Raw genomic sequence first — 24,178 nt, 5'->3', positions numbered from 1 at the left:
TCAGGCTCCTGCCCGGGTCGCGAGGACCTCGCCGACCTTGACGGCGGCGGCGGTCATGATGTCGAGGTTCCCGGCGTACGGGGGCAGGAAGTCGCCCGCGCCCTCCACCTCCAGGGAGATCGCCACGCGGGCGAGCCCGCCGCCGGCCGGGTCCGGATCGTCGAACTGGGGCTCGGCGCGCAGCCGGTAGCCGGGCACGTAGGAGGCCACGTCGGCGGCCGCGTCGAGGATCGATTCGGTGATCTTGTCGCGGTCGGCGTCGACGGGGATCGCGCAGAACACCGTGTCCCGCATGATCACCGGCGGCTCGGCGGGGTTGAGGATGATGATCGCCTTGCCGCGCCGGGCTCCGCCGATGGTCTCGATGCCGCGGGCGGTGGTCCGGGTGAACTCGTCGATGTTGGCGCGGGTGCCCGGCCCGGCCGACACCGACGCCACCGACGCGACGATCTCGGCGTACTCGACCGGCACCACCCGCGAGACCGCGTGCACCATCGGGATCGTGGCCTGCCCGCCGCAGGTGATCAGGTTGACGTTGGGGGCGTCCAGGTGCCGGTGCAGGTTGACGGGCGGCACCACGGCCGGTCCGACCGCGGCGGGCGTCAGGTCGATCGCCCGGATCCCGGCCTCCGCGTAGCGGGGCGCGGTCTCCCGGTGCACCCGCGCCGAGGTCGCCTCGAACACCAGATCCGGCTTCTCGGGGCGGGCCAGCAGCCAGTCGACGCCGTCGTGGCTGGTCTCCAGGCCCAGCCTCGCCGCCCGGCGGAGCCCTTCGCTGTCGGGGTCGATGCCCACCATGTAGCGCGGCTCGATGTGCTCGCTGCGCAGCAGCTTGTACAGCAGGTCGGTGCCGATGTTGCCCGGCCCGACGATCGCGGCGGTCACCGCCATGGCCACTCCCTGGTCATGTGAACGTCAACGACACGGCGCCGAGATCGGTGAACTCGGCGGTGAACGTCTGACCGGCGGCCACGTCGATCGCCCGGGTGCACGAGCCCGGCAGCACCAGATGCCCGCGATGCAGGCGGACGCCGAAGGAGGCGACCTTGCGGGCCAGCCAGGCGACCGCGGTGACCGGGTCGCCGAGCACCGCGTCGGAGCGGCCGGAGACCACATGCTCGCCGTCCCGGTACAGCCTCGCCTCGATCGCGGTGAGGTCCAGCCCTTCGGGGGAACGGCCCTCGCCGATGACGTAGCCGGCCGAGGAGGCGTTGTCGGCGATGGTGTCGGCGAGCCGGATCCTCCAGTCGACGATCCGGCTGTCGATCAGCTCCAGGGCGGGGACGACCCGTTCGGTGGCCCGCAGCACGTCGTCCTCGGTGCAGTCCTCGCCGGGCAGGTCCGCGCCGAGCACGAACCCCACCTCCACCTCGACGCGCGGACAGCAGTAGCGGGCGACCTCCACCGGCTTCTCGGGCCGCAGCTCCATGTCGTCGAGCAGATGGCCGTAGTCGGGCTCGTCCACGCCCATCATCTGCTGCATCGCCTCGGACGACAGGCCGACCTTGTGGCCGCGCACCGCCGCGCCCGCCTCCAACCTGCGGCGGACGTTGATCAGCTGGATCCGGTACGCGTCGGCCGCGTCGATGCCCGGCAGGCTCTCGGTGAGCGGCGGGATCGGAGCCCGGTTGAGCTCGGCCTCGCGCAGCCGGTCGGCGGCCGCGCGGCGCTGTTCCTCGGTCAGCATGCCCGTGACGGTACGAGCGGCGGCCCGGCCGCGCCCGCGGCGCTCCCGTCCAGTGGGATGCCGCCGGGGTCAGGCCCCGTAGACCGGCTCGGGCCGCCGGGCCTCGGCGAGCAGGCCCGCGACCACGGGGCCAAGCTCGGCCGGGTCCCAGCGGGCGCCCTTGTCGACCGCCGGGCCGTGCCGGAAGCCCTCCATGACGCAGATCCGGCCGCCCTCGACCTCGAAGACGCGCCCGGTGACGTCCCGGGACTCCGGCGAGCCCAGCCAGACGACCAGCGGGGAGACGTTCTCGGGGGCCATGGCGTCGAACCGGCCCGGTTCGGGCGGGGCCATGGTCGCCGCGAACACCTCCTCGGTCATCCGGGTGCGGGCGGCCGGGGCGATGGCGTTCACCCGCACCCCATAGCGGCCCAGCTCGGCGGCGGCCACCAGGGTCAGCCCCACGATGCCGGCCTTGGCGGCCGAGTAGTTGGCCTGGCCGACGCTGCCGAGCAGGCCCGCGCCCGAGGAGGTGTTGACGACGCGGGCGTCCACCGGCTCCCCGGCCTTGGCGCGGGCCCGCCAGTGCGCCGCGGCGTGCTTGAGCGGCAGGAAGTGGCCCTTGAGATGGACGCGGATCACCGCGTCCCACTCCTCCTCGCCGGTGTTGACCAGCATCCGGTCGCGCAGGAAGCCGGCGTTGTTGACCAGCGCGTCCAGCCCGCCGAAGGCGTCGAGGGCGGTGTCGATGAGCGCGGCGGCGCCCTCCTCGGTGGCCACGTCGTGGTCGTCGGCGACCGCCTCGCCGCCGAGCGCCCGGATCTCCTCCACCACCCGTCGGGCCGGGCCCCGGTCGGCCCCGCCGGTGCCGTCCCGGGCCACCCCCAGGTCGTTGACCACCACCTTGGCGCCCTGCCGGGCGAACTCCAGGGCGTGGGCGCGGCCCAGCCCGCGCCCGGCGCCGGTGACCACGACGACGCGTCCCTCGCAGATCACGTTCGGCTCCCCGCTCACAGTCGCTCGATGATGGTGANACGTTCGGCTCCCCGCTCACAGTCGCTCGATGATGGTGACGTTGGCCTGGCCGCCGCCCTCGCACATGGTCTGCAGCCCGTACCGGCCGCCGGTGCGCTCCAGGTGGTGCAGCAGCGTGGTCATCAGCCGGGCCCCGGTGGCGCCCAGCGGGTGGCCCAGCGCGATCGCGCCGCCGTTGGGGTTGACCTTGGCCGGGTCGGCCCCGGTCTCCTTCAGCCAGGCCAGCACCACGCTGGCGAACGCCTCGTTGATCTCCACCGCGTCGATCCTCTCGATCGTCATGCCGGTCTTCTCCAGGGCGTGGGCGGTGGCGGGGATGGGCGCCGACAGCATCCGGATCGGGTCCTCGCCGCGGGCGGAGATGTGGTGGATGCGGGCCCGGGGGGTCAGGCCGTGGGCGCGCACCGCCCGCTCGGAGGCGATCAGCAGCGCCGCCGCGCCGTCGGAGATCTGCGAGGACACCGCGGCGGTGAGCCGCCCGCCCTCGGTGAGCGGCTTGAGCGCGGCCATCTTCTCCGGCGAGGTGTCGCGGCGCGGCCCCTCGTCGTCGACGACGCCCTCCAGCGGGGCGATCTCCTCGGCGAAGCGGCCGCCGTCGATCGCGGCGACGGCGCGGCGATGGGACTCGAGGGCGTACTCCTCCATCTGCTCGCGGGAGATGTCCCACTCGCGGGCGATCCGCTCGGCCCCGGCGAACTGGGAGACCTCCCCGTCGCCGTAGCGGGCCCTCCAGCCCTTGGAGCCGACGAACGGTCCCTCGGTGAAGCCCAGCGGCGCGGCGGCCGTCATCGCCGAGCCGATCGGGATCTGCGACATGTTCTGCACGCCGCCGGCCACCACCAGGTCGCTGGTGCCCGACATCACCGCCTGCGCGGCGAAGTGCACCGCCTGCTGGGAGGACCCGCACTGGCGGTCCACCGTCACCCCGGGCACGTGCTCGGGCAGGCCCGCCGCCAGCCAGCAGGTGCGGGCGACGTCGCCGGCCTGCGGGCCGATGGCGTCCACGCACCCGAAGATCACGTCCTCCACGGCGGCCGGGTCCACCCCGGTGCGCTCCATCAGCGCGGTCAGCACATGGGCGCCCAGGTCCGCCGGGTGCACTCCCGACAGCCCGCCGCCGCGCCGCCCCACCGGGGTGCGGACCGCGTCGACGATGTAGGCCTCGGCCGGCACAGGGGCCATCGCAAGCCCTCCTCACATGCGGGATCGGCGCGTTCGGGCGTCTTCTGGGCGCCATGGTGGGCGGCCGATCCGCCCGCGCGGGGGCGCGGTCCCGGTCACCGGTATGCGGGCCGACCGCGGCGGGCCGCGCCCGTACGCTCCGCGTAGTCGAGAGGCGAGGGGAATCCGGGAGGGCGTCCCGATGGACTTCGGCGGCCGGGCGGTCGTGGTGACGGGCGGGACGAAGGGCATCGGGGCCGCGATCGCCCGGGCGTTCCTGGCGGCGGGGGCGCAGGTGACGGTGTGCGCCCGGAACGCACCGGCCGACCCGCCGAGCGCGGACGGGCGGACGGCGCGCTTCCTGCCCGCCGACGTCCGCGACCCCGCGCAGGCGGCCGCGATGACAGAACGCGCCGCCGAGCTCATGGGCGGCCTGGACGTGCTGGTCAACAACGCCGGGGGCTCGCCGGAGGCGGAGGCCGCGACGGTCTCCCCCCGGTTCGTGGAACGCATCGTCCAGCTCAATTTGCTGGCTCCGTTCTATGCGGCCCAGGCCGCCAACAGGATCATGCAGGCCCAAGAGGGCGGCGGCTGCATCATCAACATCGGCAGCGTCTCCGGCGTCGACCCCCAGCCCGGCACGGCCGCCTACAGCGCCGCCAAGGCCGGGCTGCGCATGCTCACCCGGGCCCTGGCCCTGGAGTGGGCGCCCAAGGTCCGCGTCAACCACATCACCGTCGGCCCGGTCCGCACCGAGGCCGCCGCCTCCTACTACGGCGACGGCGAGGCCGTCGCCGGCGTCATCCCGATGGGCCGCATGGGCGCCCCCGAGGACGTCGCCGGCGCCTGCCTCTATCTGGCCGGCGGCCTGGCCCGCTACGTCACCGGCGCCGACCTGCCCGTGCACGGCGGCGGCGAATACCCCGCCCGCTGGACCGTCACCCGCCGGTGACGGGCACAGAAGCGTTCCGGAGAGCGGGAGATCCCCTCATGGCGCGCCTCGTCACGCCCCCCTCTTTTCATGACATGACGTCGGCGAAGAACATGATGCTGAAACAAAGCAGGAAGCCCGCGGCCGCGAGCAGCACCGGAACCGCCGGAAACACCCACCGCTTCCGATAGGAACCGGGAACTTCATCAAGGCGGTCGCGCCGGGCCCGGTCGAGCCGCTCCTGAAGCAGCCGGCGATGCCGCCGATGAGTCCGATAACCGAAAATCTCTCCCAGCAGCGCTTCACCGAACTGAACGGACCCCACCACGGTACCGTCTCTCAGAACGATCTCAAGAGGACCGGATTTTTTGATCGACCTCACACGACTCCAGGGGACGTCATGCTGCACGAACACGCTGGTCACCGAAATCCCCTGCCCCGAGACACGGATCACAGAGTAGACCAGCAGAAGGGCCCAAACCCATATACACAATGCGCGAGAGAACCTCACCGGGTCCGCCGGCCGAGGATGAGATCGGCGATCGCCTCTCTTCCGACGCCTATACGTCGACAGTGATCCCCGAACAACATGAAGACGGTTCCCGATTCATCGATGGCAAGAATCGCGTGACCACCTGCAACGCTCCCGATCGGATAGAGCTCTCCGACGGCGGCACGGCCGACCCTCTGGAAATAGGGCCGCATCTTCTCACCTTGAAGGGGGTCCAAGTCGAACTCATCCGAGGCCGCCTGCTGGCCCGGCTCGTTGGGCCCTTCGGGCACCTTGAGCCCTCCGAACTCAGCCAGGAAACGAGCCGCGGCGGCGTGCATGCGGAACCCACTGGTCCGGCCGAGCTCTTCCTCCCAGGCACTCACATCGACTCGTCGCTCCGGTGACCAGCCGGCCGCGGTCATGTGGGCGGTGACCTCGGGCGGCCAACGGTACGTTTCGGTGCTCAACACCGCCCTCCTAAGGCCGAGTTCGTCGAAAAGAGGCGACGGCCTCTTCAGAGCCGTGCGCGTTCACCGCGCCCATGGTGACCGATGGTGCTGCGGATCGAGGGCCGCGCCCGAGCGCTGCCGGGCGGGAACGAGGAGGCGGTGGCGGCACAGCTGAGCCGGCAGGAGGTCCTGGCCAGGGAGGATCCTGAGCCGCCCTGTCCGTCGGTCCTGCTCGTCAAGGGCGTGCTGCTCAACCCCGTCGGCGACGAGGAGACCATGCGCGCCCGGATCGACCGTCTGATCGGGGTGTCCTGCACCGAGCGGATATCCGCGCAGATCATCCCCGACATGGTCCCCGATGGCGGAAATTCCGGGGTCTTTCGTCATCACGACCAGGAGTGACCACGGCCAAGTGGCGTACATGGGCACGGCCCTTCGCGGGCCGCCCCTCTCGGAATCGACAGATCCGCACCGGCTGACGGCCGATCACGATCGGATTCGGTCCGAGGCACTGCCAGCGGGCATGTCGCGGGACCTCACGGCAAAAGCGGTGGAGGAGCAATGGACGTGACGCGCGCCGTCCGGCGCAAGTCCAGCCGCAGCGGGGACAACGGTGGGCACTGCGTCGAACCGGCCGATCCGGCTTCCGCGACCGGCATCCGCGACAGCGAGTCCCCCGAAACCGGCCACCTCCTGGCGAGCCGCCCCGAATCGGCCCGACTCATCGCCCGCATCAAGACGAACGAAACGAGCTGACTCGATGTCCGCAGTCCCCCGGCCATCGGCCGGGGGACTATGCGACGCCCGCCGAGGCAGCAGGCAAGAGGACTCATCTCCCCAAAGCAGCGGCTTGCACGTTCAGCCGCGAAGGGCCGGGCACGACGACGACAGGTCGAAGGCGCCTGCTGAGTCGAGCACGTCCAAGTGCCCGGCCGCCGCTTCCTCCGCTCTCCTGCGTTCACCGGTCCGCGCCCAGGATCAGTCCGCTGGTGGGCACGCCCGTCCCGGCGGTGACCAGCACGTTGGCGACGTCGCCGGGCTGGTTCACCGAGGTCCCCCGCACCAGGCGGACGGCTTCGGCGATGCCGTTCATGCCGTGGATGTAGGCCTCGCCGAGCTGACCGCCGTGGGTGTTGAACGGCAGCCGCCCGCCGATCTCCAGGTTGCCGTCGGCGATGAAGTCCTTGGCCTCGCCCCGGGCGCAGAACCCCAGCTCTTCCAGCTGCGGCAGCACCAGCGGGGTGAAGTGGTCGTACAGGATCGCCGCGCCGATGTCGGCGGGCGTCAACCGGCTCTGCCGGTACAGCTGCCGCCCCACCAGCCCCATCTCGGGGATGCCGGTGATCTCCGAGCGGTAGTAGCTGGTCATCATGTGCTGGTCGTAGCCGGAGCCCTGGGCGGCGCCCCAGATCACCGCCGGGGGGTGGGGCAGGTCGCGGGCCCGTTCGGTGGAGACCACCACCAGGGCCTGCCCGCCGTCGCTCTCCTGGCAGCAGTCCAGCAGGTGCAGCGGCTCCACGATCCAGCGGGAGCGCTGATGGTCCTCCAAGGTGATGGGCCGCCGATAGAACCAGGCCTTGGGGTTGGCGGCGGCGTGCTTGCGGTCCACCACCGCGACCCGGCCGAAGTCCTCACTGGTCGCCCCGTACTCGTGCATGTAGCGGCGGGCGAACATGGCCACCCACTGGGCGGGGGTGTTGAGCCCGAACGGCAGCAGCCACGCATAGGCGGCGCTGTCGGCCCCCTGGTCCATCCGCCGGTCGGCCTGGCCGAGGCCGTAGCGGACCCCGGACCGTTCGTTGAAGGCCCGGTAGCACACCACCACCTCGGCGACGCCGGTGGCCACGGCCATCGCGGCCTGCTGGACGGTGCCGCAGGCCGCGCCGCCGCCGTAGCCGACCCGGGAGAAGAACGTCAGCTCGCCGATGCCGGTGTTGCGGGCGATGTGGATCTCGGAGCTGGTGTCGGCGGTGAAGGTCACCAGCCCGTCCACATCGGAGGGTTCCAGCCCGGCGTCGGCGATGGCGGCCAGCACCGCCTCGCAGGCCAGTCGCAGCTCGCTGCGTCCGGAGTTCTTGGAGAACTCGGTGGCGCCGATGCCGGCGATGGCGGCGGCTCCGGGCAGCACGCTCACCGACGTCCTCCTTCCCTCCGGGGGGCGACCCCCGGACCCCCGCACGAGGAGGCGGACGATCCTCGCTCCGCACAAGCTCCGCTGCGGTCGTCTGACCGCCCCCTCCGGGGGGCGACCCCCGGACCCCCGCACGAGGAGGCGGACGATCCTCGCTCCGCACAAGCTCCGCTGCGGTCGTCTGACCGCCCCCTCCGGGGGGCGACCCCCGGACCCCCGCACGAGGAGGCGGACGATCCTCGCTCCGCACAAGCTCCGCTGCGGTCGTCCGCCCCTTCCAGGGCGCGAACCTCGGGGAGTTCGATGACGACGGTGCCGGTCACGTGCGGGCCGAGGGAGTTGACGCCGCGCACGGAGATCTCCACCCGGCGAGCGGCATCGTCCTTGGCGGACACGGTGCCGGTCAGCGTCATGGTGTCGCCGGGATAGTTGGGGACGCCCAGGCGGATCTTGATGGCCTTGACGCGGGCGGCGGGTCCGGCCCAGCTCGTCACGTACCGGTCGACCAGTCCGTTGGTGGTCAGGATGTTCATGAAGACGTCCTTGGAGCCGCGCCGGACGGCCAGCTCGGGGTCGTGGTGGACGTCCTGGTAGTCGCGGCTGGCGATGGCGGTGGCCACGATCATGGTGCGGGTCAGCGGGACGACCAGCTCGGGCAGCTCCTCCCCCACCGACACGTCGTGGTAGGCGCGGCCGGTGAGCGTCGTCATGAGGCGGCCTCCTCGGCGATCAGGTCGCCCAGCCGCTGCAGGTCGGCGGAGGCGCCGCCCAGCGTGCCGGAGATCTGCTTGCCCCACAGGAAGTAGCGGTGGACGGGGTAGTCGACGTCGACGCCGATGCCGCCGTGCAGGTGCTGGGTGCGGTGCACCACGTTCAGCCCGCCCTCGTCGGCCCACCATTTGGCGACCAGCGCGGCCTCGCCGGCCCGGTCGCCGTCGTCGACGGCGCAGACCGCCCGCCACAGGCACACCCGCATCGCCTCGATCTCGATGTAGCAGTCGGCGAGCTGGTGCTGCACCGCCTGGAAGGCTCCCAGCGGACGGCCGAACTGCCTGCGTTCCCTCAGGTAGGAGGCGGTGATGTCGAGGGCGCCGGAGGCCACGCCCAGCTGGAGGGCGGCCAGCGCCGTGCGGGCGACGTCCAGCGTCCAGGGCAGGGCGCCGGGGCCGAGCGGGCGGGCGGGGGCGGCCTCCAGGGTGAGGTTGCCGGCCATGGCGCGGTCGGTGGTCTCGGTGCGCTCCCAGGTCACGCCCGGGGCGTCGGCGGCCGTCAGGAACAGGCCCGCCCCGTCGGGGCCGGTCGCCGACACCAGCACGTGGGCGGCCCCGGCGACACCGGGCACGGCCGCCTTGACGCCGGTCAGCCGCCAGCCGCCGTCGGCGGTGTCGTCGGGGGCGGCGGCGCAGGCCGGTTCGGCCGCATCGAGGACGCCGAACTCCTCCAGCGCCACGGTCAGCCGCCGGGAGCCGTCGACCACGCCGGGCAGCAGCTCGGCGCGCTGGTCGGGGGCGCCGTGCTCGGCCAGCGTCAGCGCCGCCACCAGCGTCGGCCACAGCGGGACCGGCGCCACGCGCCGTCCCTGCTCCTCCAGCAGGACGCACACTGCGCCCAGGCCCAGCCCGGCGCCGCCGGCGTCCTCGGGCAGCGCGACGCCGAGCAGTCCGGCGGCGGCCAGCTCCCGCCACAGGGCCTCGTCGATGCGGTCCTCCCCCGCCTCCACGGCGCGCAGCCGCCGGTGGTCGGCGCGGGCGGCGAAGATCCGCCGGGACAGGCCCTGCAGTTCGGCGAGCTCTTCGTTCAGGGTGAAGTCCATCAGCCCTCCTCCCGCGGGACGGCCGGCCGGAACACCGGAAGGGTCAGCTCGGGGTCGGCCTCCAGCCAGTCCACGACGACCGGCATGCCGATCTCGATCTTCTCCGGGGCGATGCCGGTCAGATTGGTGATCAGTCGGGTGCCCTCGGTCAGCTCCACCAGCGCCACCGCGTACGGCATCTCGAACGCCGGGTGCGGGGGGTGGTGGGCGACCACGTAGCTGTAGACGTGGCCGGTGCCAGCGGCCTCGACGGTGTCCCAGTCGAACGAGCCGCAGTGCGGGCAGCAGGGGCCGGGCGGGTGCCGCAGCGTCGTGCAGGCGGCGCAGCGCTGGATCACCAGGCGGTGTTCGCGGGCGGCCTCGAACCAGAAGGCGTTGTCGCGGTTGATCGCCGGGCGGGGCCGCAGCGCCTCGGGTCTCTTCGCGGCCCGCTCGCCGCCGGCCCGTCCCTTCCCGGCCTGCCCGCCGCCGGCCCGCTCGGCGGGGTCGGGCTCCCGCCGTGCGGTGTCCTCGGGGCGGAACCGCAGCAGGCGCCAGCGCTGGGTGGCCACGACCTCGCCGTGGGCGTCCCGGTAGGTCCGCAGCGTGGTGATGAAACGGCCCTCGCCCAGGGCGGTCTTCTTCTCCAGGGAGATCGACTCGACCCGTTCCTCGACGCTGACGCGGTCGCCGGGCACCAGTTCGCGGTGGAACTCCAGTTCCGAGTCGGTGGCCACCACCGAGGTGTAGCCGCCCTCGGCGAGCAGGGCGGTCAGCTCCTCCATCCCGCCGGGGTCGGGTTCGGGGCGCACGGTGGCGGCATAGCCCCGCATGGTCCAGGTCTGCATCATCGACGCCGGCGCCACCACGGTCTCCCGGCCGGTGGCGCGCGCCGCCTCCTCGTCCAGGTAGACCGGGTTGGGGTCCCCCATGGCCTCGACCCAGTGCCGGATCATCGGCACGTTCACCGGGTCCTGGCCGTGGCGGGGCCCTCCCAGGACGCGGCCGACCCACGCCTGGAGCCGCTTCTCGTAGTCGTCGGGGCGCCCGGTGCCGTTCATGCGCGCCTCGCTCTCGGCATGCCCAGTCCCTGGGCGGCGACCATGTCGCGCAGCACCTCGTTGACGCCGCCGCCGAAGGTGTTGACGATGCCCTGGCGGGAGAGCTGTTCGAGCTGGCCGGCCAGCGCCGCCCCCGGTGACTCGGGCCGGATCCGCCCGGCGGCGCCGAGGATCCCGGTCAGGGTGCGCTGCACGTCGATGTGGGTCTCGGTGCCGTAGACCTTGGCGGCGGCGGCGTCGGCGCCGGTCAGCTCGTCGCGTTCCGCGGCGAGGGTCATCTTCCAGTTCAACAGCCGCATCGCCTCGAGCCTGGCGTGGGCGCGGGCCAGGTCCCGGCGCACCCACGGCAGCTCCAGCGCGCCGGTGTCGCGGGCCCAGGCCAGCGTGTCCTCCCACAGCCGGATCATCCGGCCGCCGAGCGCGGCCAGGCCGATGCGCTCGTGGTTGAGCTGGGCGGTGATCAGCTTCCAGCCGCCGTTGACCTCTCCGACGACCTCGCCGACCGGGACGCGCACGCCGCTGTAGTAGGTGGCGGTCACCGTCATGCCGCCGACGGTGGAGATGGGGCTCCAGGAGAAGCCCTCGGCGTCGGTCGGGACGATGATGATGGAGATGCCCCGGTGCTTGGGGGCGTCGGGGTCGGTGCGGCAGGCCAGCCAGATGTAGTCGGCGGTGTTGGCGCCGCTGGTGAAGATCTTGCCGCCGTCGATGACGAACTCCTCGCCGTCGCGGACGGCGCGGGTGGTCAGGGAGGCCAGGTCGGTGCCGGCGTCGGGCTCGGTGTAGCCGACGGCGAAGACGATGTCGCCGGAGAGGATGCCCGGCAGGTACTTCCTCTTCTGCTCCTCGGTGCCGTACTTCATCAGCGTCGGCCCGACGGTGTTGACGGTGACGAACGGGAACGGCAGCCCGGCCCGCTGCACCTCGTCGAACAACACGTACTGTTCGCTGATGGAGCGGCCCTGCCCGCCGTACTCCTTCGGCCAGCCGTACCCCAGCCAGCCGTCGGAGCCGAGCTTTTTGACCACTTCGCGGAACCGGTCGCCGCCCACGCCCTGCTCTCCGACGCGGCGGCGCTCGTCGGCGGGCAGCAGTCCGGTGAAGTAGGCCCGCAGCTCGGCGCGCAGTTCGCCGAGCGCCGCGGGCTCACGCACGTCCATGTCGCGGTCACGCCCTTCCTCATGGCAGGACTTCATGGCAGGAAACGCAGACGGCCGTTGGCGGCGAACTCCTCGCGCAGCGCCGCCTTGTCCGCCTCGGTCATCGGCCGGTAGTCGGGCGCGCCCCGCCCGGCCCACCGGTACACCGGGTCGGCGGTGCGCCAGCCCTCCGCCTGGAGGCGTCGTCCGGCGAGCTTCCCGGAGCCGGTGGCGGGCAGGCGGTGGGAGACCCGCACGAAGCGCGGCGCGCCCTTGGTGCCCAGGTCCTCCTGGGCGGCCAGGAAGCCCGGCAGGTCCAGCTCCTCGAAGGCGACGCCCGGGGGGATCTCGATCGCCGCCATCACCTGGTCGCCGGAGCGCGGGTCGGGCACGCCGAACACCGCCGCGTCGATGATCCGGGGGTGGCGGCGCAGCACCGACCGGATGTGCAGGGCGGAGATGTTCTCCGAGTCCACCCGGATCCAGTCGCCGGAGCGGCCGGCGAAGTAGAGGAAACCGTCCCGGTCGAGGTAGCCCAGGTCGCCGGTCCAGTACCAGCCGTGCCGCACCCGTTCGGCCTCGGCCCGGGGGTTTTTGTAGTAGCCCTCGAACTCGGCGGCGCCGTGGACGTCGACGATCTCGCCGACGGCCTGTTCGGGGTTGAGCACCCGGCCGTGCTCGTCCAGGACCGCCGGGGCGCAGGTGCGGAGGGTGTCGGGGTCGACGACGCGGACGCCGTCGTGGGCGGGACGGCCGAGGGCGGTCGGCGGCGCCTGGGGGTCCCGTGCGATCATCCCGGCGCTCTCGCTGGAGCCGTAGCCCTCGATCAGGGTGCAGCCGAAGCGGCGCCGGAACTCGGCCCGGTCCTGCGGGGAGGCCTCGGTGCCGAAGGCGTGGGTGAGGGTGTTGTCGGCGTCGTCGGGTCTTTCGGGGGTGGCCAGGATGTAGGCGATGGCCTTGCCGACGTAGGTGAAGAACGTCGCCCCGTACAGCCGCACGTCGTCCAGGAAGCGGGAGGCGGAGAAGCGGGGGGTCAGCGCCACGCACGCGCCCGCGGTCAGCGCCGGCGCCCACAGCGCCATCAGCGCGTTGCCGTGGAACAGCGGCATCGGGCAGTAGCAGACGTCGGTGCGCTTGACGTCGTATTTGGCGCTGTTGGCGCGGCCCAGCCGCGCCAGGCGGCCCTGGGAGCAGCGGGCGGCCTTGGGCTCGCCGGTGGTGCCGGAGGTGAACAGCAGCAGCAGCTGCGTCTTCGGCGTGATCCCGGGGTCCCGTTCCGGTTCGCGGGCGTGGCGGGCGACCAGGTCGGCGTAGGCGTCGTCGTCGATGAGCAGGAACCGCTCGCGGGGGACCCCGATGTCCAGGCCGTCCAGCAGCCTCAGCCCCGCCCGGTCGGTGACGACCAGTTGCGGGTCGGTGTGCCGGACCTCCCGTTCCAGAGCGGCGCCGCGGCGGGTGGGGTTGATGCCGACGACGGTGGCCCCGGCCAGCGCCGCGCCGCCCAGCCACAGCACGTACTCGGGCACGTTCTCCAGCAGCACCCCGATGTGGAAGGGGCCGTCGACGCGCAGCGCCCGCGCCAGCGCCGCGCGGGCCGCGCTCTCCCGCACCACCTCGTCCCACGTCCAGGTCCTCTCCCGGCTGCGCAGGCCGGGCCGGTGGTCGCCGAGGCGGGCCAGCAGCAGATCCGCGACGGTGTGCACGGCGCCGGACCTCAGACGGGTCGCTCGACCAGCACGCAGCGGGTGCCGCGGTAGATCGTGGGCATGCACTTGTTGCAGTGGATGCACCGGGATCGGGTGTCGGCGTCCTCCTTGATCCGGTTGATCAGGTCCGGTTCGCGCAGCAGCGCCCGCGCCATCGCCACGAACTGGAAGCCGTCCGCCATGGCCCGGTCCATCGTCCGCCGGTCGGTGATGCCGCCGAGCGCGATCAGCGGCAGCGAGACCGCCGCCCGGACCCGCCGGGCCTGGGGCAGCAGGTAGCCGTCCCGGTACGGATAGGCGCGCAGGAACCGGCCGCCGACCAGCCGCACGCCCAGCCTGATCGGGGGCGGCATGGCGGCGGCGAACTCCCGCAGCGGGGCATCGCCCCGGAACAGGTACATGGGGTTGAGCAGCGAGCTGCCGGCGGTCAGCTCCAGCGCGTCCACCGACCCGTCGTGCTCGATCCACTGCGCGACCCGGATCGCCTCCTCCAGCCCGAACCCGCCGGGCACGCCGTCGTCCATGTTGAGCTTGGCGATCACGGCGATCCGGTCGCCGACGGCGTCGCGGACGGCGCGGGCGATGTCGCGGGCGAGGCGGGCGCGGTTCTCCAGCGGCCCGCCGTAGTCGTCCTTGCGGCGGTTGAGCCGCGGGCTGAGGAACGCGCTGGCCAGGTAGTTGTGGCCCAGGTGCACCTCGACGGCGTCGAACCCGGCCTCGATCGCCATCGACGCCGCATGGGCGTGGGCGCGCACCACCCGGTCCAGGTCGGCCTTGGTCGCGGCGCGGGTGAAGCCTCCGCCGAGCGGGTTGAAGCGCCGGGTGGGGCCGATCGCGGGCACCCCGTTGGAGCGGGGGTCGGCGACCGGGCCGGCGTGCCCGATCTGCGCGCAGACCGCGGCGCCCTCGGCGTGCACGGCGTCGGTGAGGGCGCGCAGCCCCGGCAGCGCCCGGTCGGTCCACTGGATCTGGCGGCGGTCGGTGCGTCCGTCGGGGGAGACCGCGCAGTACGCCACCGTGGTCATGCCGACCCCTCCGGCCGCGTGCCGCACATGGAAGTCGATCAGCTCGTCGGTGACCAGCCCGGCGCGGCTCAGCCCTTCGTAGGTGGCGGCCTTGATGATCCGGTTGCGCAGGGTCACCGGCCCCAGCTTCGCGGGGGCGAGCACGTCGGGGACGGGGTCGTTCACAACTCCTCCCATCGGGTGGCGGCTCGACGGTAACCGGCGGGGTCGGGCGGCGTTCCCGGTCATCCCGCTGACCGAGAACCGCCGCGGACGGCCGGGAGGCGGCCGGGGTCAGCCGAAGTGGGCCTGGCCGCCGTCCAGCGGGATCACGGCGCCGGTCAGGTAGCGCATGTCCGGGCTCAGCAGGGCGACGACGGCCCGTCCGATGTCCTGCTCGCAGTCGCCGATGTAGCCGAGCGGGATGGTCGTGCGGAACTCCTCGGCCTCCCGGGGGTTGTGCTCGGCCCACCGGCGCAGTCCCGGGGACAGCGCGTGCGGGGCGATGGCCAGGGCGCGGATGCCGTCCGGCCCCCATTCGCAGGCCGCCGTGCGGGTCAGGGCGCGCAGCGCCTGCTTGGCGGCGGCGTACGCGCCGTAGGAGGCGGAGTCCCAGCGGACCATCGCGGAGGTGACGAGGTTGACGATGCAGCCGCCGCCGCGCGCCTTCATGTGCGGGTGGCAGGCCTTCATCAGCGCGAACGCCGCGAACGGGCCGGTGCGGAACCCTTGCCGGAACTCCTCGTCGCTCATCGACAGCAGCGGCCCGAACGCCCCCGAGTAGGCGTTGTTGACCAGCACGTCGACGCCGCCGAACCGCCGGGCGACCGCCTCGACCAGGGCGGGGACCGCGGCGGTGTCGGCCACGTCGCAGCGGTACGGCTCGGCCCGGGCCCCGCGTTCGCGGGCCAGCGCGCAGGTCTCCTCCAGCGTGCGGAGGGTGCGGCCGACCGCGGCGACCGCCGCGCCCTCGGAGGCGAGCGCCAGCGCGATGCCCCGGCCGATGCCCTGACCGGCTCCGGTCACGATGGCGACCTTGTCGTCGAGGAGTCCCACGGCGGTCATCGTGCGGGGACGTCGGCGGGGGCGCCCGGCCCGATCCCGCTCATCGGGATCGGGCCGNGCCCCGGCCGATGCCCTGACCGGCTCCGGTCACGATGGCGACCTTGTCGTCGAGGAGTCCCACGGCGGTCATCGTGCGGGGACGTCGGCGGGGGCGCCGCGGCGGCGAGAGTGTGCGCTGGCAGGACGGGTGCGGCGCATGGAGGAGGATCCGATGGCCGCCACGGCGATGGACGCGGTGCGGGAGCTGACCGGCCCCGGCGGCGAGTTCGAGCTGCGCGAGGAGGAGGTGCTGGGCGCCCGGCTGCCGGTGTTCGTCAACCGCGCCCGCAGCCTGGGCGAGGTGCTGGTCCGGTCGGTGGAGTTCGGCGACCGCGACTATGTGGTCACCGCCCGGGAGCGGCTGAGCTTCGCCGAGCACGCGGCCCGGGTCGCCTCGCTGGCCCGGGCGCTCGGCTCGGATCACGGGGTGCGGCCGGGCGACCGGGTGGCGATCAACGCCGCCAACTGCCCGGGGTGGATCGTGGCGTTCTGGGCGGCGGTCGCCGCCGGGGCGATCCCGGTGGGGTGCAACGCCTGGTGGGCTCCGCGGGAGGTGGAGTACGCGCTCGGGCACACCGAGCCCGCCGTGGTGGTCGCCGACCGCCGGCGGGCGGCGCGGACCCCGCTGCGCGACGGGATGCGGCTGATCGTCATCGAGGACGATCTGCCGGAGCTGACGACGCGCCATCCGGGCGCCGAGCTGGCGCCGCCGCCGGTGGCCGAGGACGACCCGGCGGTGATCCTCTACACCAGCGGCACGACGGGGCGGCCCAAGGGGGCGGTGCACTCCCACCGCAACCTGACCTCGGTGATCATGTATCACGGGTTCAACAACGCGGTGAAACAGGCGTTCGGCGACCCCATCGCCCCCCGGGACCGGCGTCACCTGCTGGCGCTGCCGCTGTTCCACATCGCGGGCCTGCACAACCTGGCGATCCCCCGGCTGGCCGACGGCGGCGCGGTGGTCATGCACGAGGGGGCGTTCGACGTGGACCGGGTGCTGCGCCTGATCGAGCGGGAACGCGTCACCGACTGGGGCGCGGTGCCGACGATGGCGCACCGGCTGCTGGAGCGGGGGGATCTCTCAAGGTACGACCTGTCGTCGCTGACCGCCTTCGCGTTGGCCTCGGCGCCGTCCTCGCCGGCGTTCAAGGACAGGCTGCGCGAGGCGTTCCCGCCCGCCCGCGAGGCGCTGGTCGACAGCTACGGGCTGACCGAGACGGGCACGGCGGTGACGGTGGCCTCCCCGCCGGATCTGGCGGAGGCGCCGGACACGGTGGGCCGTCCGATCATCGGCGTCCAGGTGGAGATCCGCGACCCGGCGGGCCGCGCCCTGCCCGAGGGCGAGGAGGGCGAGGTGTGCGTCCGCGGCGCCTACACCATGCTGGGCTATTGGCGGGACGAGGAGGCCACCGCCCGCGTGCTGGACGCCGACCGCTGGCTGCGCACCGGGGACGTCGGGGTGCTCGAGCGGGGACGGCTGCGGCTGACCGCACGGCGGTCGGACCTGATCCTGCGCGGCGGGGAGAACGTCTACCCGGCCGAGGTGGAGGAGGTGCTGGCCGCCTTCCCCGGGGTGCGCGAGTGCGCGGTGGTGGGGGTGCCGCATCCCGACCTGGGAGAGGAGGTCGCGGCGGTGGTGGTGGCGGACGGGCCGGTCGCGGCGGCGGAGCTGGAGGCCTTCGCCCGCGAGCGGCTGGCGTACTTCAAGGTGCCGGCGCGGTGGCGGATCACCGCCGAGCCGCTGCCCCGCAACGCCACCGGCAAGGTGGTCCGGCGGGAGGTCGAGGCATTGTTCGACCGTCCCGCCGGATCGCCTTAGCGGCCGCTCAGGACCACTGCATCGCCTTCTTGCGGCGGGCCTGCAGGTCCGTTCCGGACTCGCGCCGCGCCATCCGCCGCAGCACGCGGGGGGCGAGGAGGAGCCCGACGGCCGCCCACAGGCCGAGCATCCCGGCGGTCTCCAGGTGCCGCCACGACCCGCCGATCTCGGCGGCGGCCAGCGAGTCCGGAAGCAGCGCCGAGCGCATGCCCAGCCCCAGCCAGTACAGCGGGAACGCCTGGGCGATCTGCTCCACCCAGCCGGGGAAGGCGGAGACGGGGTAGAACACCCCGGAGATCGCCGCCAGCGCCGTCAGCGGCACCATGACGATGCCCGACGCCTGGGGGTCGGTGAACAGCGACCCGAGGATCGCGCCGATCGACAGCAGCGCGAGCAGGCCGAGGGTCAGCACCCACGCCAGCGTCAGCCAGGTCGACGCCCGGGCCGGCTCCAGCCCGTCGAAGAGGAACGCGGCCGGGACGAGGGGGATGAGCAGACCGGCGACGATCAGGCCGCCCCGGCTGAGGATCCGGCCGGTCAGATAGCCGATCACCCCGTTGGGGGTGGCCTTGGCGCGCAGCAGCGTGCCGTCCTGCCGGTCCATGGTGAGGGTGATCGCCAGCCCCATCATCCCGCTGAACATCATGTTCATCGCGAGGATGCCGGGAATGGCGTGGGTGCCGAGGGAGAAGGCGGCGCCCGGCACTTCGACGCCGCGGAACAGGAACATCGCGAACATCCCGACGGCCGGGAAGAACAGCAGGTTCCACAGCTCCTGCGCGCTGGTCAGGGCGTGGCGGAGCTCCAGGCGGGCGCGGTGCAGCCCCGCCCTGAGGGCGACCGCGCGGGGGTTGGTGGGGGGGTTCATGCCGCCTCCGTGCGCTGCTTGGACTCGAAGTCGCGGACCATGGACAGGTAGACGTCCTCCAGACGGGTGCGGCGGACCTCCAGGTCGGCGAGCGCGTCGCCGTGGCGGGCGAACAGGTCGCGCACGTGGGCGGTGCCGTCCTCGACGTGCTCCACGTGCCGCCGGCCGTGGAGGGTGTAGCGGACCTCGGTCTTGCCGGAGACCCGCTCGGCCAGTTCCGCGGGGGTGCCGTCGGCGACGATGACGCCGTCGAGGAGGATGAGGATCCTCCCGGCGAGCCTCTCGGCCTCGTCCAGGTCGTGGGTGGTGAGCAGGATCGCGGTGTCCTCCAGGTCCGCCAGGCGTCGCACCAGGTCGTGGAACTCCTGCCGGGCCTGGGGGTCGAAGCCGACCGTGGGCTCGTCCAGGAACAGCAGTTCGGGCCGGCCGACCAGGCCGACCGCCACGTCCACGCGACGGCGCTGCCCGCCGGACAGCTTGGCGAGCGGGGTGTGGGCCTGCTCGGTCAGGCCGACGAGCGCCATCAGCTCGTCGGGGTCGTAGGGGTCGCGGTAGGGGGTGTAGTAGCGGGCGAGGTGATCGAGGATGTCCCGCACCTTCCATCGGCCGTGGTCCCGCCAGGACTGGAGGACCACGCCCAGCCGGGCGCGCCACGCCTCGTCGCCGCGGGCGGGGTCGACGCCGAACACCTGGACCTCTCCGGACGAGCGCATCCGGAATCCCTCCAGGATCTCGACGGTGGTCGTCTTGCCCGCGCCGTTGGGGCCGAGCAGGGCGACGACCTCGCCCCGGCCGACGCGGAAGTCCACTCCGCGGAGCACGTCGACCGAGCCGTAGCGCATGCGCAGATCACGCACCTCGATCACAGGGCCAGCACTGCTGCCGGTAGTCATGCCTTCAAGTGTGTCATTAAAGCTCCTGTTGGAACTTTTCCTGACTTTCAGTGAAATGAACTCCGACGATCAGATGTCGACCCTCAAATCCCGAGAGCAACCCATGGCGAAGGAAGGAGACCGGTTGCGTCCCGTCGATCTGGCCCGCGCGGCGGGCATCTCCCCCCAGCAGGTCCGCAACTACGAGGACGCCGGGATCCTGCCGCCCGCCCCGCGCACCGTCTCCGGCTATCGCCGCTACGACGACCGGCATCTGCGCTTCCTGCTCGCCTACCGGGCGCTGCTGCCGGGGTGCGGACCGGTCGCGGCGCGGACGATCGTCCAGGCCGTGCAGGCGGGGGACGTCGCCGCGGCGCTGGCCGCCGTGGACGCCTGTCATGCGGAGCTGCACGCGCAACGCCGGGCGTTGGAGGCGACGGCCGAGGCCGTGGAGCTCATCGCGCGCCGGGTCCCGGCCCCGCCGGACGTGCCGCGCTCCGGCATGCGCATCGGGGAGGCGGCCGCCCTGCTCGGAGTGCGCGCCTCCGCGCTGCGCGTCTGGGAGGCCGCCGGGCTGCTGACCCCCGACCGCGAACCGGGCACCGGCTACCGGCGGTTCGGCCCCACGGAGATCGGCCACGCCCAGATGATCAAGATGCTGCGGGACAACCGGTATCCGCTGGACCAGATCCGGCCGATCATGGATCGGCTGCGCCGGACGGGCGGCACCGAGGAGCTGCACGCGGCCATCGCCCGGCGCCGCGAGGAGCTGACCCGCCGATCCGCCGCCCTGCTCGCGGGCTCCGCCCGGCTGCACGAGCTGCTGTCGACGCCGGAGGAGGCCGAGGAGGCGTCCGCCCGATGATCCGCCCGGGCGGCCCGCCCGAGGGCCCGCTCAGTGAGATCGTCGCCGGGCCGCCGCCGGGATCCGTACTAGCGTCCGCGGCACGTGGACCGTAGGACCGGGAGCAAGCATGGGCAGTGACCTCAGCCTGGCGGGCCGGACCGCCGTCGTCACCGGCGCGGGCGCCGGGCTCGGCCGCAGCGAGGCCCTGGCGCTGGCCGCGCGGGGCGCCGCCGTCGTCGTCAACGACATCGGACCGGCCGCCGAGGACGTGGCGGCCGAGATCGAGGCCGCCGGCGGCCGGGCGGTGGCGGTGACCGGCGACGTCGGCGACTGGTCGCTGGGCGACACGCTCGTCGCCGCCGCGGTCGAGGAGTTCGGCTCGCTGGACATCGTGGTCAACAACGCGGGCGTGTTGCGCGACCGGATGCTGTTCAACCTGTCGGAGGGCGACTGGGACGAGGTGATCCGCGTGCACCTCAAGGGGCACGCGTCGGTGTCCCGGGCCGCCGCGGTGCACTGGCGGGCCGCCGCCAAGGCCACGGGCGGGCCGGTGTACGGGCGGGTGATCAACACCGCCTCGGAGGCGTTCCTGTTCGGCCCGCCGGGGCAGGCGAACTACGCGGCGGCCAAGGCCGGGATCGTCGCGCTCACCCTCTCCACCGCCCAGGGCCTGGCCCGGTACGGGGTGCGCGCCAACGCGATCTGCCCCCGCGCCCGCACCGCGATGACCGCCGAGCAGTTCGCCGAGGGCGTCACCGCCGGCGGGCTGGACATCATGGCGCCCGAACGGGTCGGGACGTTCGTCGGCTATCTGGCCTCCCCCGCCGCCGAGCACATCAGCGGCCAGGTGTTCGTCGTGTACGGGGACATGGTGGCGCTGATGGCCGCACCGCTCGTGGAGCGCACCTGGACCGCCGACGGCGGCGTCTTCTCGGTCGAGGAGCTGGACGCCAAGCTCACCCCCTACTTCACCGGCCGCGACCCGTTCCGGACGTACGCGGCCTGGAGCGTCCACGCCCTGGACACCACCGGCGTCACCAAGTCCCCCGGCTGACCGGCCCCGCACGGCGCCGAGCGCCCGGGCGGCGCCGAACGGGGCCGCCCGGGCGCGGCGCGCGGCACGGGGATGATGCGCGGGGCGACGCGAACGACGCGGCGCGGTGACCGGGGAGGGCGGTCGGCGCGGACGCACCGCGGTCGGCCCCCGTCAGTCGCCGGGCGCCTCGGCGCGGGACGTCTCGGATCGGGGCGCGTTGGAGCGGGGGGCCAGCAGCAGGCGGCTGGCGAGCCGGATGTCGCTCTCCACGTCGGCCATCGACGACCGCCCGTTCAGGCTCGACTGGAGCACCCCGTACCAGCACTGCAGCAGCAGCCGCACCAGCGTCACGTCCTGGGCGGTGGGGGTGTCGATGCCGAGCGTCTCCAGCACGATCTCGCGGAACATGGTGTCGATCCGGATCGCGTCCGCCGTCGTCGCCGCGCTGGCCGCGTTGCACGACTGCAGCATCGAGGTCGCCAGCACCGGGCGGCTCAGCAGCTCCCGGCTGGCCTGCACCATCAGCTCACCGACCGCGTCCTCGGGAGCGATGCCGGGCTCCGGCGGCCGGATGCTCTCCCGGAACCGCTCGATCTGCGCGCACATCACCGCCGCGAACAGGTGGACCTTGGAGGGGAAGTAGCGGTACAGCGTGCCGATCGCGACCCCGGCGGCCTTGGCCACCTCGTGCATCTGAACGCGCTCCAGCGGCTTCTCGCCGCCGATGCGCGCGGCCGCGCGGAGGATGCGCCGACGCCTGTCGTGCTGCTCAGGCGAGCTTGGCTCGGCCGGCGGCCGGGCCGATGCGATCCTCGGCACGTCTTCTCCGTTCACGCTCGGTTCCCGCATGACGATACAGAGCCCTCTACCACGGGCCGGTCCGCCGATTCCGATGAGCGGGATGTGAGATCCGGCGCAGCCGGACGCCGCGAACGGCGCCCGCGGCTCCCCGGGCTTCGGCGGTCGCCGCCGAAGCCGCTCGGCAAGACGCGGCACGGGAACGACGCCGTGGACGGTCCGCTGCACACCGGCGCCGCCGCGGCGGCATCGAACGCGTTCCAGCCGCCGAACGTCCGGACCGGCGCCCGGCCCGCGAACGCGACGGGCCCGCCGGCGCCTCCTCTCAGGGCATCGGCGGGCCCGCTGCATGGAGCGCTACCGTGCGCGCAGGCGGAGCTTCGCGGCGGCCGTGTAGACGATCTCGTGGCCGTCCCGCTGCATCTCATGGGCGATCGCCAGCCGGTGCACCAGGCACCGGGCGGTCTCCTCCGAGGCGACCACGGCCGCGGGACCTTCTCCTTCTTCGGCTTCTCGGTGATGACCGCTTCCGGGCGTTCTCCGGTCATGGACACGCCGACCGGCGATTCGTTGTCACGGCCGGCCCGGCGCCCTTGACACCGATCTTTCGTGGCGCCCGTCTTCTCGACGGCCCGCGGGGCGATGGGAACGGCGCACGACTTCCGCACGACAAAATGTCCGCTTCACCACTTTTACCCGAACTATCTGCGGCTTTATCACACAAGATTCGCCCACCAAAGGCGACAAAGGTCTACGCTGAGGTGAGCCCCAAGCCTCCACGGCCGGATGAGCCTTCACCACGCGGAGCGCCCATGAGCGAGCGTCACCGGACATCGCCCAGACGGTTTCTGGCGAAGACGATTCAACGCCTCCGAGAGGCCAATGGGCTGACCCGGGAGGAACTCGCGCGGCGCGTCTTCGTCTCGGAGAGCCTCGTCCGGGCGTGGGAGCGGGGCAGGCGCGTGCCGCAACCGGATCACCTCGGGAAACTGGAAGAGATCTTCCACACCCAGGGCGTCCTCACCGGACTCCGCGAGGAACTGATCAACTCGGCCGCGCCCCTGGAGTGGATGGAGGAGTGGCGACAGGTCGAGAGACAGGCGACGGCGCTGCTGTGGTTCGAGACGAACGTCGTCCCGGGACTGCTGCAGACCCCCGAGTACGCGGCCGCCGTCTTCCGGACGGCGGACCACCTGGGCGACATCGACAAAATGACGGAAGAGCGCCTGCGGCGCCAGCAGATCCTCGCCCAGGAATACGACTCCCCGACCCTGGTCGCGGTCATCTCGGAGGCCGTTCTCCTGTACAACGTGGGCGGAGCAGAGGTCATGCGCGGCCAACTGGCGCATCTGATCGAGATGGCCCGGCGAAGCGACGTCTTCCTTCACGTCGTCCCGATGATGTCCGAGGTCTGCGCCGGATTCCTGGCGAATTTCATCATCGCCACCATCGACGGAAGAGAAGTCGCCTACCTGGACAACCAACTGAACGGTGAAGTGACCGAAGAGCCGGAGAACATAGCGCTGTTGCGGAGGATGTTCGAACGCTTCAGGTCGCACTCCCTCAGCCAGCCGGACTCGATCGAGCTGATCAGGAAGACCATGGAAGAGCGGTGGACGAGATGAAGTGGCGCAAGTCGTCCTACAGCGGAGCCAACGGCGGTGCATGCGTCGAGCTGGCGCGCGTCTCCGGAGCGCGGTGGATCGCGGCACGCGACTCCAAGCAGCCGGACGGGCCCCGGCACAGGTTCAGCCTCACCGCGATGGCGCACCTCATCATGGCCGTCAAGAACGGCGACCACGACCTGCGCCGGGGCTGATCGCACCCGGACCGTGAGAGGCCCTGCGCCTTCCAGGCGCAGGGCCTCTCGTCTCACAGGTCATCGTCGACGACGACGTGCCGTCGTCACGGTGCCGCCCCGGGGCGGGCGGGGTCGTCGCCGCCCGCCCCGGGGATGCGGCGGGTCGGGGCTCCGTCCGCTCGCCACCCCTGCGGGAAGGCCGCCGCGCGGGTTCAGAAGTCCATGTCGCCGCCGCCCGGCGTGGCGGGGGCCTTCTCCTTCTCCGGCTTCTCGGCGATGACCGCCTCGGTGGTCAGGAACAGCGCCGCGATGGAGGCGGCGTTCTGCAGCGCCGACCGGGTCACCTTGGCCGGGTCGATGACGCCGGCCGCGAACAGGCGGTGTACTCGCCGGTGGCCGCGTTCAGCCCGTGACCGGGCGGAAGGGCGCGGACCTTCTCGACCACGACGCCGCCCTCCAGGC

The 24,178-nt window shown here is 72.9% G+C and carries 26 protein-coding genes and 1 pseudogene; 8 read left to right on the top strand and 19 right to left on the bottom strand.

Features of this window, described 5'->3' with window-relative positions; genetic code table 11:
- The 4 genes from EIO00_RS21285 to EIO00_RS21270 form a co-directional block, all read right to left on the bottom strand.
- Positions 1-891: an acetaldehyde dehydrogenase (acetylating) gene (locus EIO00_RS21285; protein ID WP_140181735.1), complete on the bottom strand. Its 891-nt coding sequence runs from the start codon at positions 889-891 to the stop codon at positions 1-3.
- 13 nt (positions 892-904) lie between these two features.
- A complete protein-coding gene (locus EIO00_RS21280; protein ID WP_140181733.1) occupies positions 905-1,687 on the bottom strand; it encodes a 2-keto-4-pentenoate hydratase in 783 nt (260 codons plus the stop codon).
- 69 nt (positions 1,688-1,756) lie between these two features.
- Positions 1,757-2,662 (bottom strand): SDR family oxidoreductase, encoded by a 906-nt coding sequence (locus EIO00_RS21275; RefSeq protein WP_140181771.1) that lies wholly within the window; start codon positions 2,660-2,662, stop codon positions 1,757-1,759.
- A gap of 54 nt (positions 2,663-2,716) precedes the next feature.
- Positions 2,717-3,883: an acetyl-CoA C-acetyltransferase gene (locus EIO00_RS21270; protein ID WP_140181731.1), complete on the bottom strand. Its 1,167-nt coding sequence runs from the start codon at positions 3,881-3,883 to the stop codon at positions 2,717-2,719.
- Between the two features lie 181 nt (positions 3,884-4,064).
- On the opposite strand from EIO00_RS21270, the gene EIO00_RS21265 reads away from it, so the two are divergent.
- Entirely contained in the window at positions 4,065-4,814 is a 750-nt protein-coding gene (locus EIO00_RS21265; RefSeq protein ID WP_140181729.1) for an SDR family oxidoreductase, read from the top strand.
- Positions 4,815-4,881: 67 nt separating this feature from the next.
- Here EIO00_RS21265 and EIO00_RS21260 read toward each other — a convergent pair whose 3' ends face one another.
- Together EIO00_RS21260 and EIO00_RS21255 are read right to left on the bottom strand one after the other, a co-directional pair.
- Positions 4,882-5,217 carry a hypothetical protein gene (locus EIO00_RS21260; RefSeq protein WP_140181727.1) on the bottom strand — a complete coding sequence of 112 codons (336 nt, stop codon included), beginning with the start codon at positions 5,215-5,217 and terminating at the stop codon, positions 4,882-4,884.
- Between the two features lie 83 nt (positions 5,218-5,300).
- Positions 5,301-5,753, bottom strand: a complete 453-nt coding sequence (locus EIO00_RS21255) for an SUKH-3 domain-containing protein (protein ID WP_140181725.1) — start codon at positions 5,751-5,753, stop codon at positions 5,301-5,303.
- An 84-nt stretch (positions 5,754-5,837) separates the two neighbouring features.
- Between EIO00_RS21255 and EIO00_RS24290 the strand changes: the two genes are divergently transcribed.
- Both EIO00_RS24290 and EIO00_RS21245 read left to right on the top strand, forming a co-directional pair.
- The gene (locus EIO00_RS24290; protein ID WP_161602770.1) at positions 5,838-6,137 is read left to right on the top strand and encodes a Scr1 family TA system antitoxin-like transcriptional regulator; all 300 of its coding nucleotides are present in this window, start codon (positions 5,838-5,840) and stop codon (positions 6,135-6,137) included.
- Positions 6,138-6,296: 159 nt separating this feature from the next.
- Entirely contained in the window at positions 6,297-6,491 is a 195-nt protein-coding gene (locus EIO00_RS21245; protein ID WP_140181723.1) for a DUF397 domain-containing protein, read from the top strand.
- Positions 6,492-6,693: 202 nt separating this feature from the next.
- On the opposite strand, the gene EIO00_RS21240 is transcribed toward EIO00_RS21245, so the two are convergent.
- From EIO00_RS21240 to EIO00_RS21205, 8 genes are all read right to left on the bottom strand, one after another.
- Positions 6,694-7,869 (bottom strand): lipid-transfer protein, encoded by a 1,176-nt coding sequence (locus EIO00_RS21240; RefSeq protein WP_140181721.1) that lies wholly within the window; start codon positions 7,867-7,869, stop codon positions 6,694-6,696.
- Positions 7,866-8,576, bottom strand: a complete 711-nt coding sequence (locus EIO00_RS25410; protein WP_241661502.1) for a MaoC family dehydratase — start codon at positions 8,574-8,576, stop codon at positions 7,866-7,868. The genes EIO00_RS21240 and EIO00_RS25410 overlap by 4 nt, the downstream gene beginning before the upstream one ends.
- On the bottom strand, positions 8,573-9,679 hold the full coding sequence (locus EIO00_RS21230; protein WP_140181719.1) for an acyl-CoA dehydrogenase family protein: 1,107 nt from the start codon (positions 9,677-9,679) through the stop codon (positions 8,573-8,575). Before EIO00_RS21230 ends, EIO00_RS25410 begins: the two co-directional genes overlap by 4 nt.
- A complete protein-coding gene (locus EIO00_RS21225; RefSeq protein WP_140181717.1) occupies positions 9,679-10,719 on the bottom strand; it encodes a bifunctional MaoC family dehydratase N-terminal/OB-fold nucleic acid binding domain-containing protein in 1,041 nt (346 codons plus the stop codon). Before EIO00_RS21225 ends, EIO00_RS21230 begins: the two co-directional genes overlap by 1 nt.
- On the bottom strand, positions 10,716-11,879 hold the full coding sequence (locus EIO00_RS21220; RefSeq protein ID WP_140181715.1) for an acyl-CoA dehydrogenase family protein: 1,164 nt from the start codon (positions 11,877-11,879) through the stop codon (positions 10,716-10,718). The genes EIO00_RS21225 and EIO00_RS21220 overlap by 4 nt, the downstream gene beginning before the upstream one ends.
- A gap of 32 nt (positions 11,880-11,911) precedes the next feature.
- Complete coding sequence (gene casI, locus EIO00_RS21215) at positions 11,912-13,561, bottom strand: steroid-22-oyl-CoA synthetase (protein WP_140181714.1); 1,650 nt, start codon at positions 13,559-13,561, stop codon at positions 11,912-11,914.
- A gap of 11 nt (positions 13,562-13,572) precedes the next feature.
- Positions 13,573-14,754 (bottom strand): NADH:flavin oxidoreductase, encoded by a 1,182-nt coding sequence (locus EIO00_RS21210; protein ID WP_241661501.1) that lies wholly within the window; start codon positions 14,752-14,754, stop codon positions 13,573-13,575.
- 108 nt (positions 14,755-14,862) lie between these two features.
- Complete coding sequence (locus EIO00_RS21205; protein WP_241661500.1) at positions 14,863-15,633, bottom strand: SDR family NAD(P)-dependent oxidoreductase; 771 nt, start codon at positions 15,631-15,633, stop codon at positions 14,863-14,865.
- Between the two features lie 211 nt (positions 15,634-15,844).
- Here EIO00_RS21205 and casG point away from each other — a divergent pair, with 211 nt between their 5' ends.
- Positions 15,845-17,494, top strand: coding sequence for a steroid-24-oyl-CoA synthetase (gene casG, locus EIO00_RS21195; protein WP_140181708.1), 1,650 nt, complete (start codon positions 15,845-15,847; stop codon positions 17,492-17,494).
- A gap of 7 nt (positions 17,495-17,501) precedes the next feature.
- Here casG and EIO00_RS21190 read toward each other — a convergent pair whose 3' ends face one another.
- Both EIO00_RS21190 and EIO00_RS21185 read right to left on the bottom strand, forming a co-directional pair.
- Positions 17,502-18,362 carry an ABC transporter permease gene (locus EIO00_RS21190; RefSeq protein WP_140181706.1) on the bottom strand — a complete coding sequence of 287 codons (861 nt, stop codon included), beginning with the start codon at positions 18,360-18,362 and terminating at the stop codon, positions 17,502-17,504.
- Positions 18,359-19,255 carry an ABC transporter ATP-binding protein gene (locus tag EIO00_RS21185; protein ID WP_140181704.1) on the bottom strand — a complete coding sequence of 299 codons (897 nt, stop codon included), beginning with the start codon at positions 19,253-19,255 and terminating at the stop codon, positions 18,359-18,361. The genes EIO00_RS21190 and EIO00_RS21185 overlap by 4 nt, the downstream gene beginning before the upstream one ends.
- 124 nt (positions 19,256-19,379) lie before the next feature.
- Here EIO00_RS21185 and EIO00_RS21180 point away from each other — a divergent pair, with 124 nt between their 5' ends.
- Both EIO00_RS21180 and EIO00_RS21175 read left to right on the top strand, forming a co-directional pair.
- Positions 19,380-20,099: a MerR family transcriptional regulator gene (locus EIO00_RS21180; RefSeq protein WP_241661499.1), complete on the top strand. Its 720-nt coding sequence runs from the start codon at positions 19,380-19,382 to the stop codon at positions 20,097-20,099.
- Positions 20,100-20,208: 109 nt separating this feature from the next.
- Positions 20,209-21,135, top strand: coding sequence for a 3-oxoacyl-ACP reductase (locus tag EIO00_RS21175; RefSeq protein WP_140181700.1), 927 nt, complete (start codon positions 20,209-20,211; stop codon positions 21,133-21,135).
- Between the two features lie 153 nt (positions 21,136-21,288).
- On the opposite strand, the gene EIO00_RS21170 is transcribed toward EIO00_RS21175, so the two are convergent.
- On the bottom strand, positions 21,289-21,936 hold the full coding sequence (locus EIO00_RS21170; protein ID WP_140181698.1) for a TetR/AcrR family transcriptional regulator: 648 nt from the start codon (positions 21,934-21,936) through the stop codon (positions 21,289-21,291).
- 336 nt (positions 21,937-22,272) lie between these two features.
- Positions 22,273-22,398, bottom strand: a complete 126-nt coding sequence (locus EIO00_RS25700; protein ID WP_277752896.1) for a hypothetical protein — start codon at positions 22,396-22,398, stop codon at positions 22,273-22,275.
- 329 nt (positions 22,399-22,727) lie between these two features.
- On the opposite strand from EIO00_RS25700, the gene EIO00_RS21165 reads away from it, so the two are divergent.
- Both EIO00_RS21165 and EIO00_RS21160 read left to right on the top strand, forming a co-directional pair.
- Positions 22,728-23,540 carry a helix-turn-helix domain-containing protein gene (locus EIO00_RS21165; protein WP_161602769.1) on the top strand — a complete coding sequence of 271 codons (813 nt, stop codon included), beginning with the start codon at positions 22,728-22,730 and terminating at the stop codon, positions 23,538-23,540.
- The gene (locus EIO00_RS21160) at positions 23,537-23,734 is read left to right on the top strand and encodes a DUF397 domain-containing protein (protein WP_140181769.1); all 198 of its coding nucleotides are present in this window, start codon (positions 23,537-23,539) and stop codon (positions 23,732-23,734) included. Before EIO00_RS21165 ends, EIO00_RS21160 begins: the two co-directional genes overlap by 4 nt.
- 194 nt (positions 23,735-23,928) lie before the next feature.
- On the opposite strand, the pseudogene EIO00_RS21155 reads toward EIO00_RS21160, so the two are convergent.
- Positions 23,929-24,178 (bottom strand): annotated as a pseudogene (locus EIO00_RS21155) (TCP-1/cpn60 chaperonin family protein); the annotation flags it as partial.

The organism is Thermomonospora catenispora (assembly GCF_006363815.1).
Lineage (GTDB): Bacteria > Actinomycetota > Actinomycetes > Streptosporangiales > Streptosporangiaceae > Thermomonospora > Thermomonospora catenispora.
This window is presented reverse-complemented; position numbering and strand designations above follow the sequence as displayed.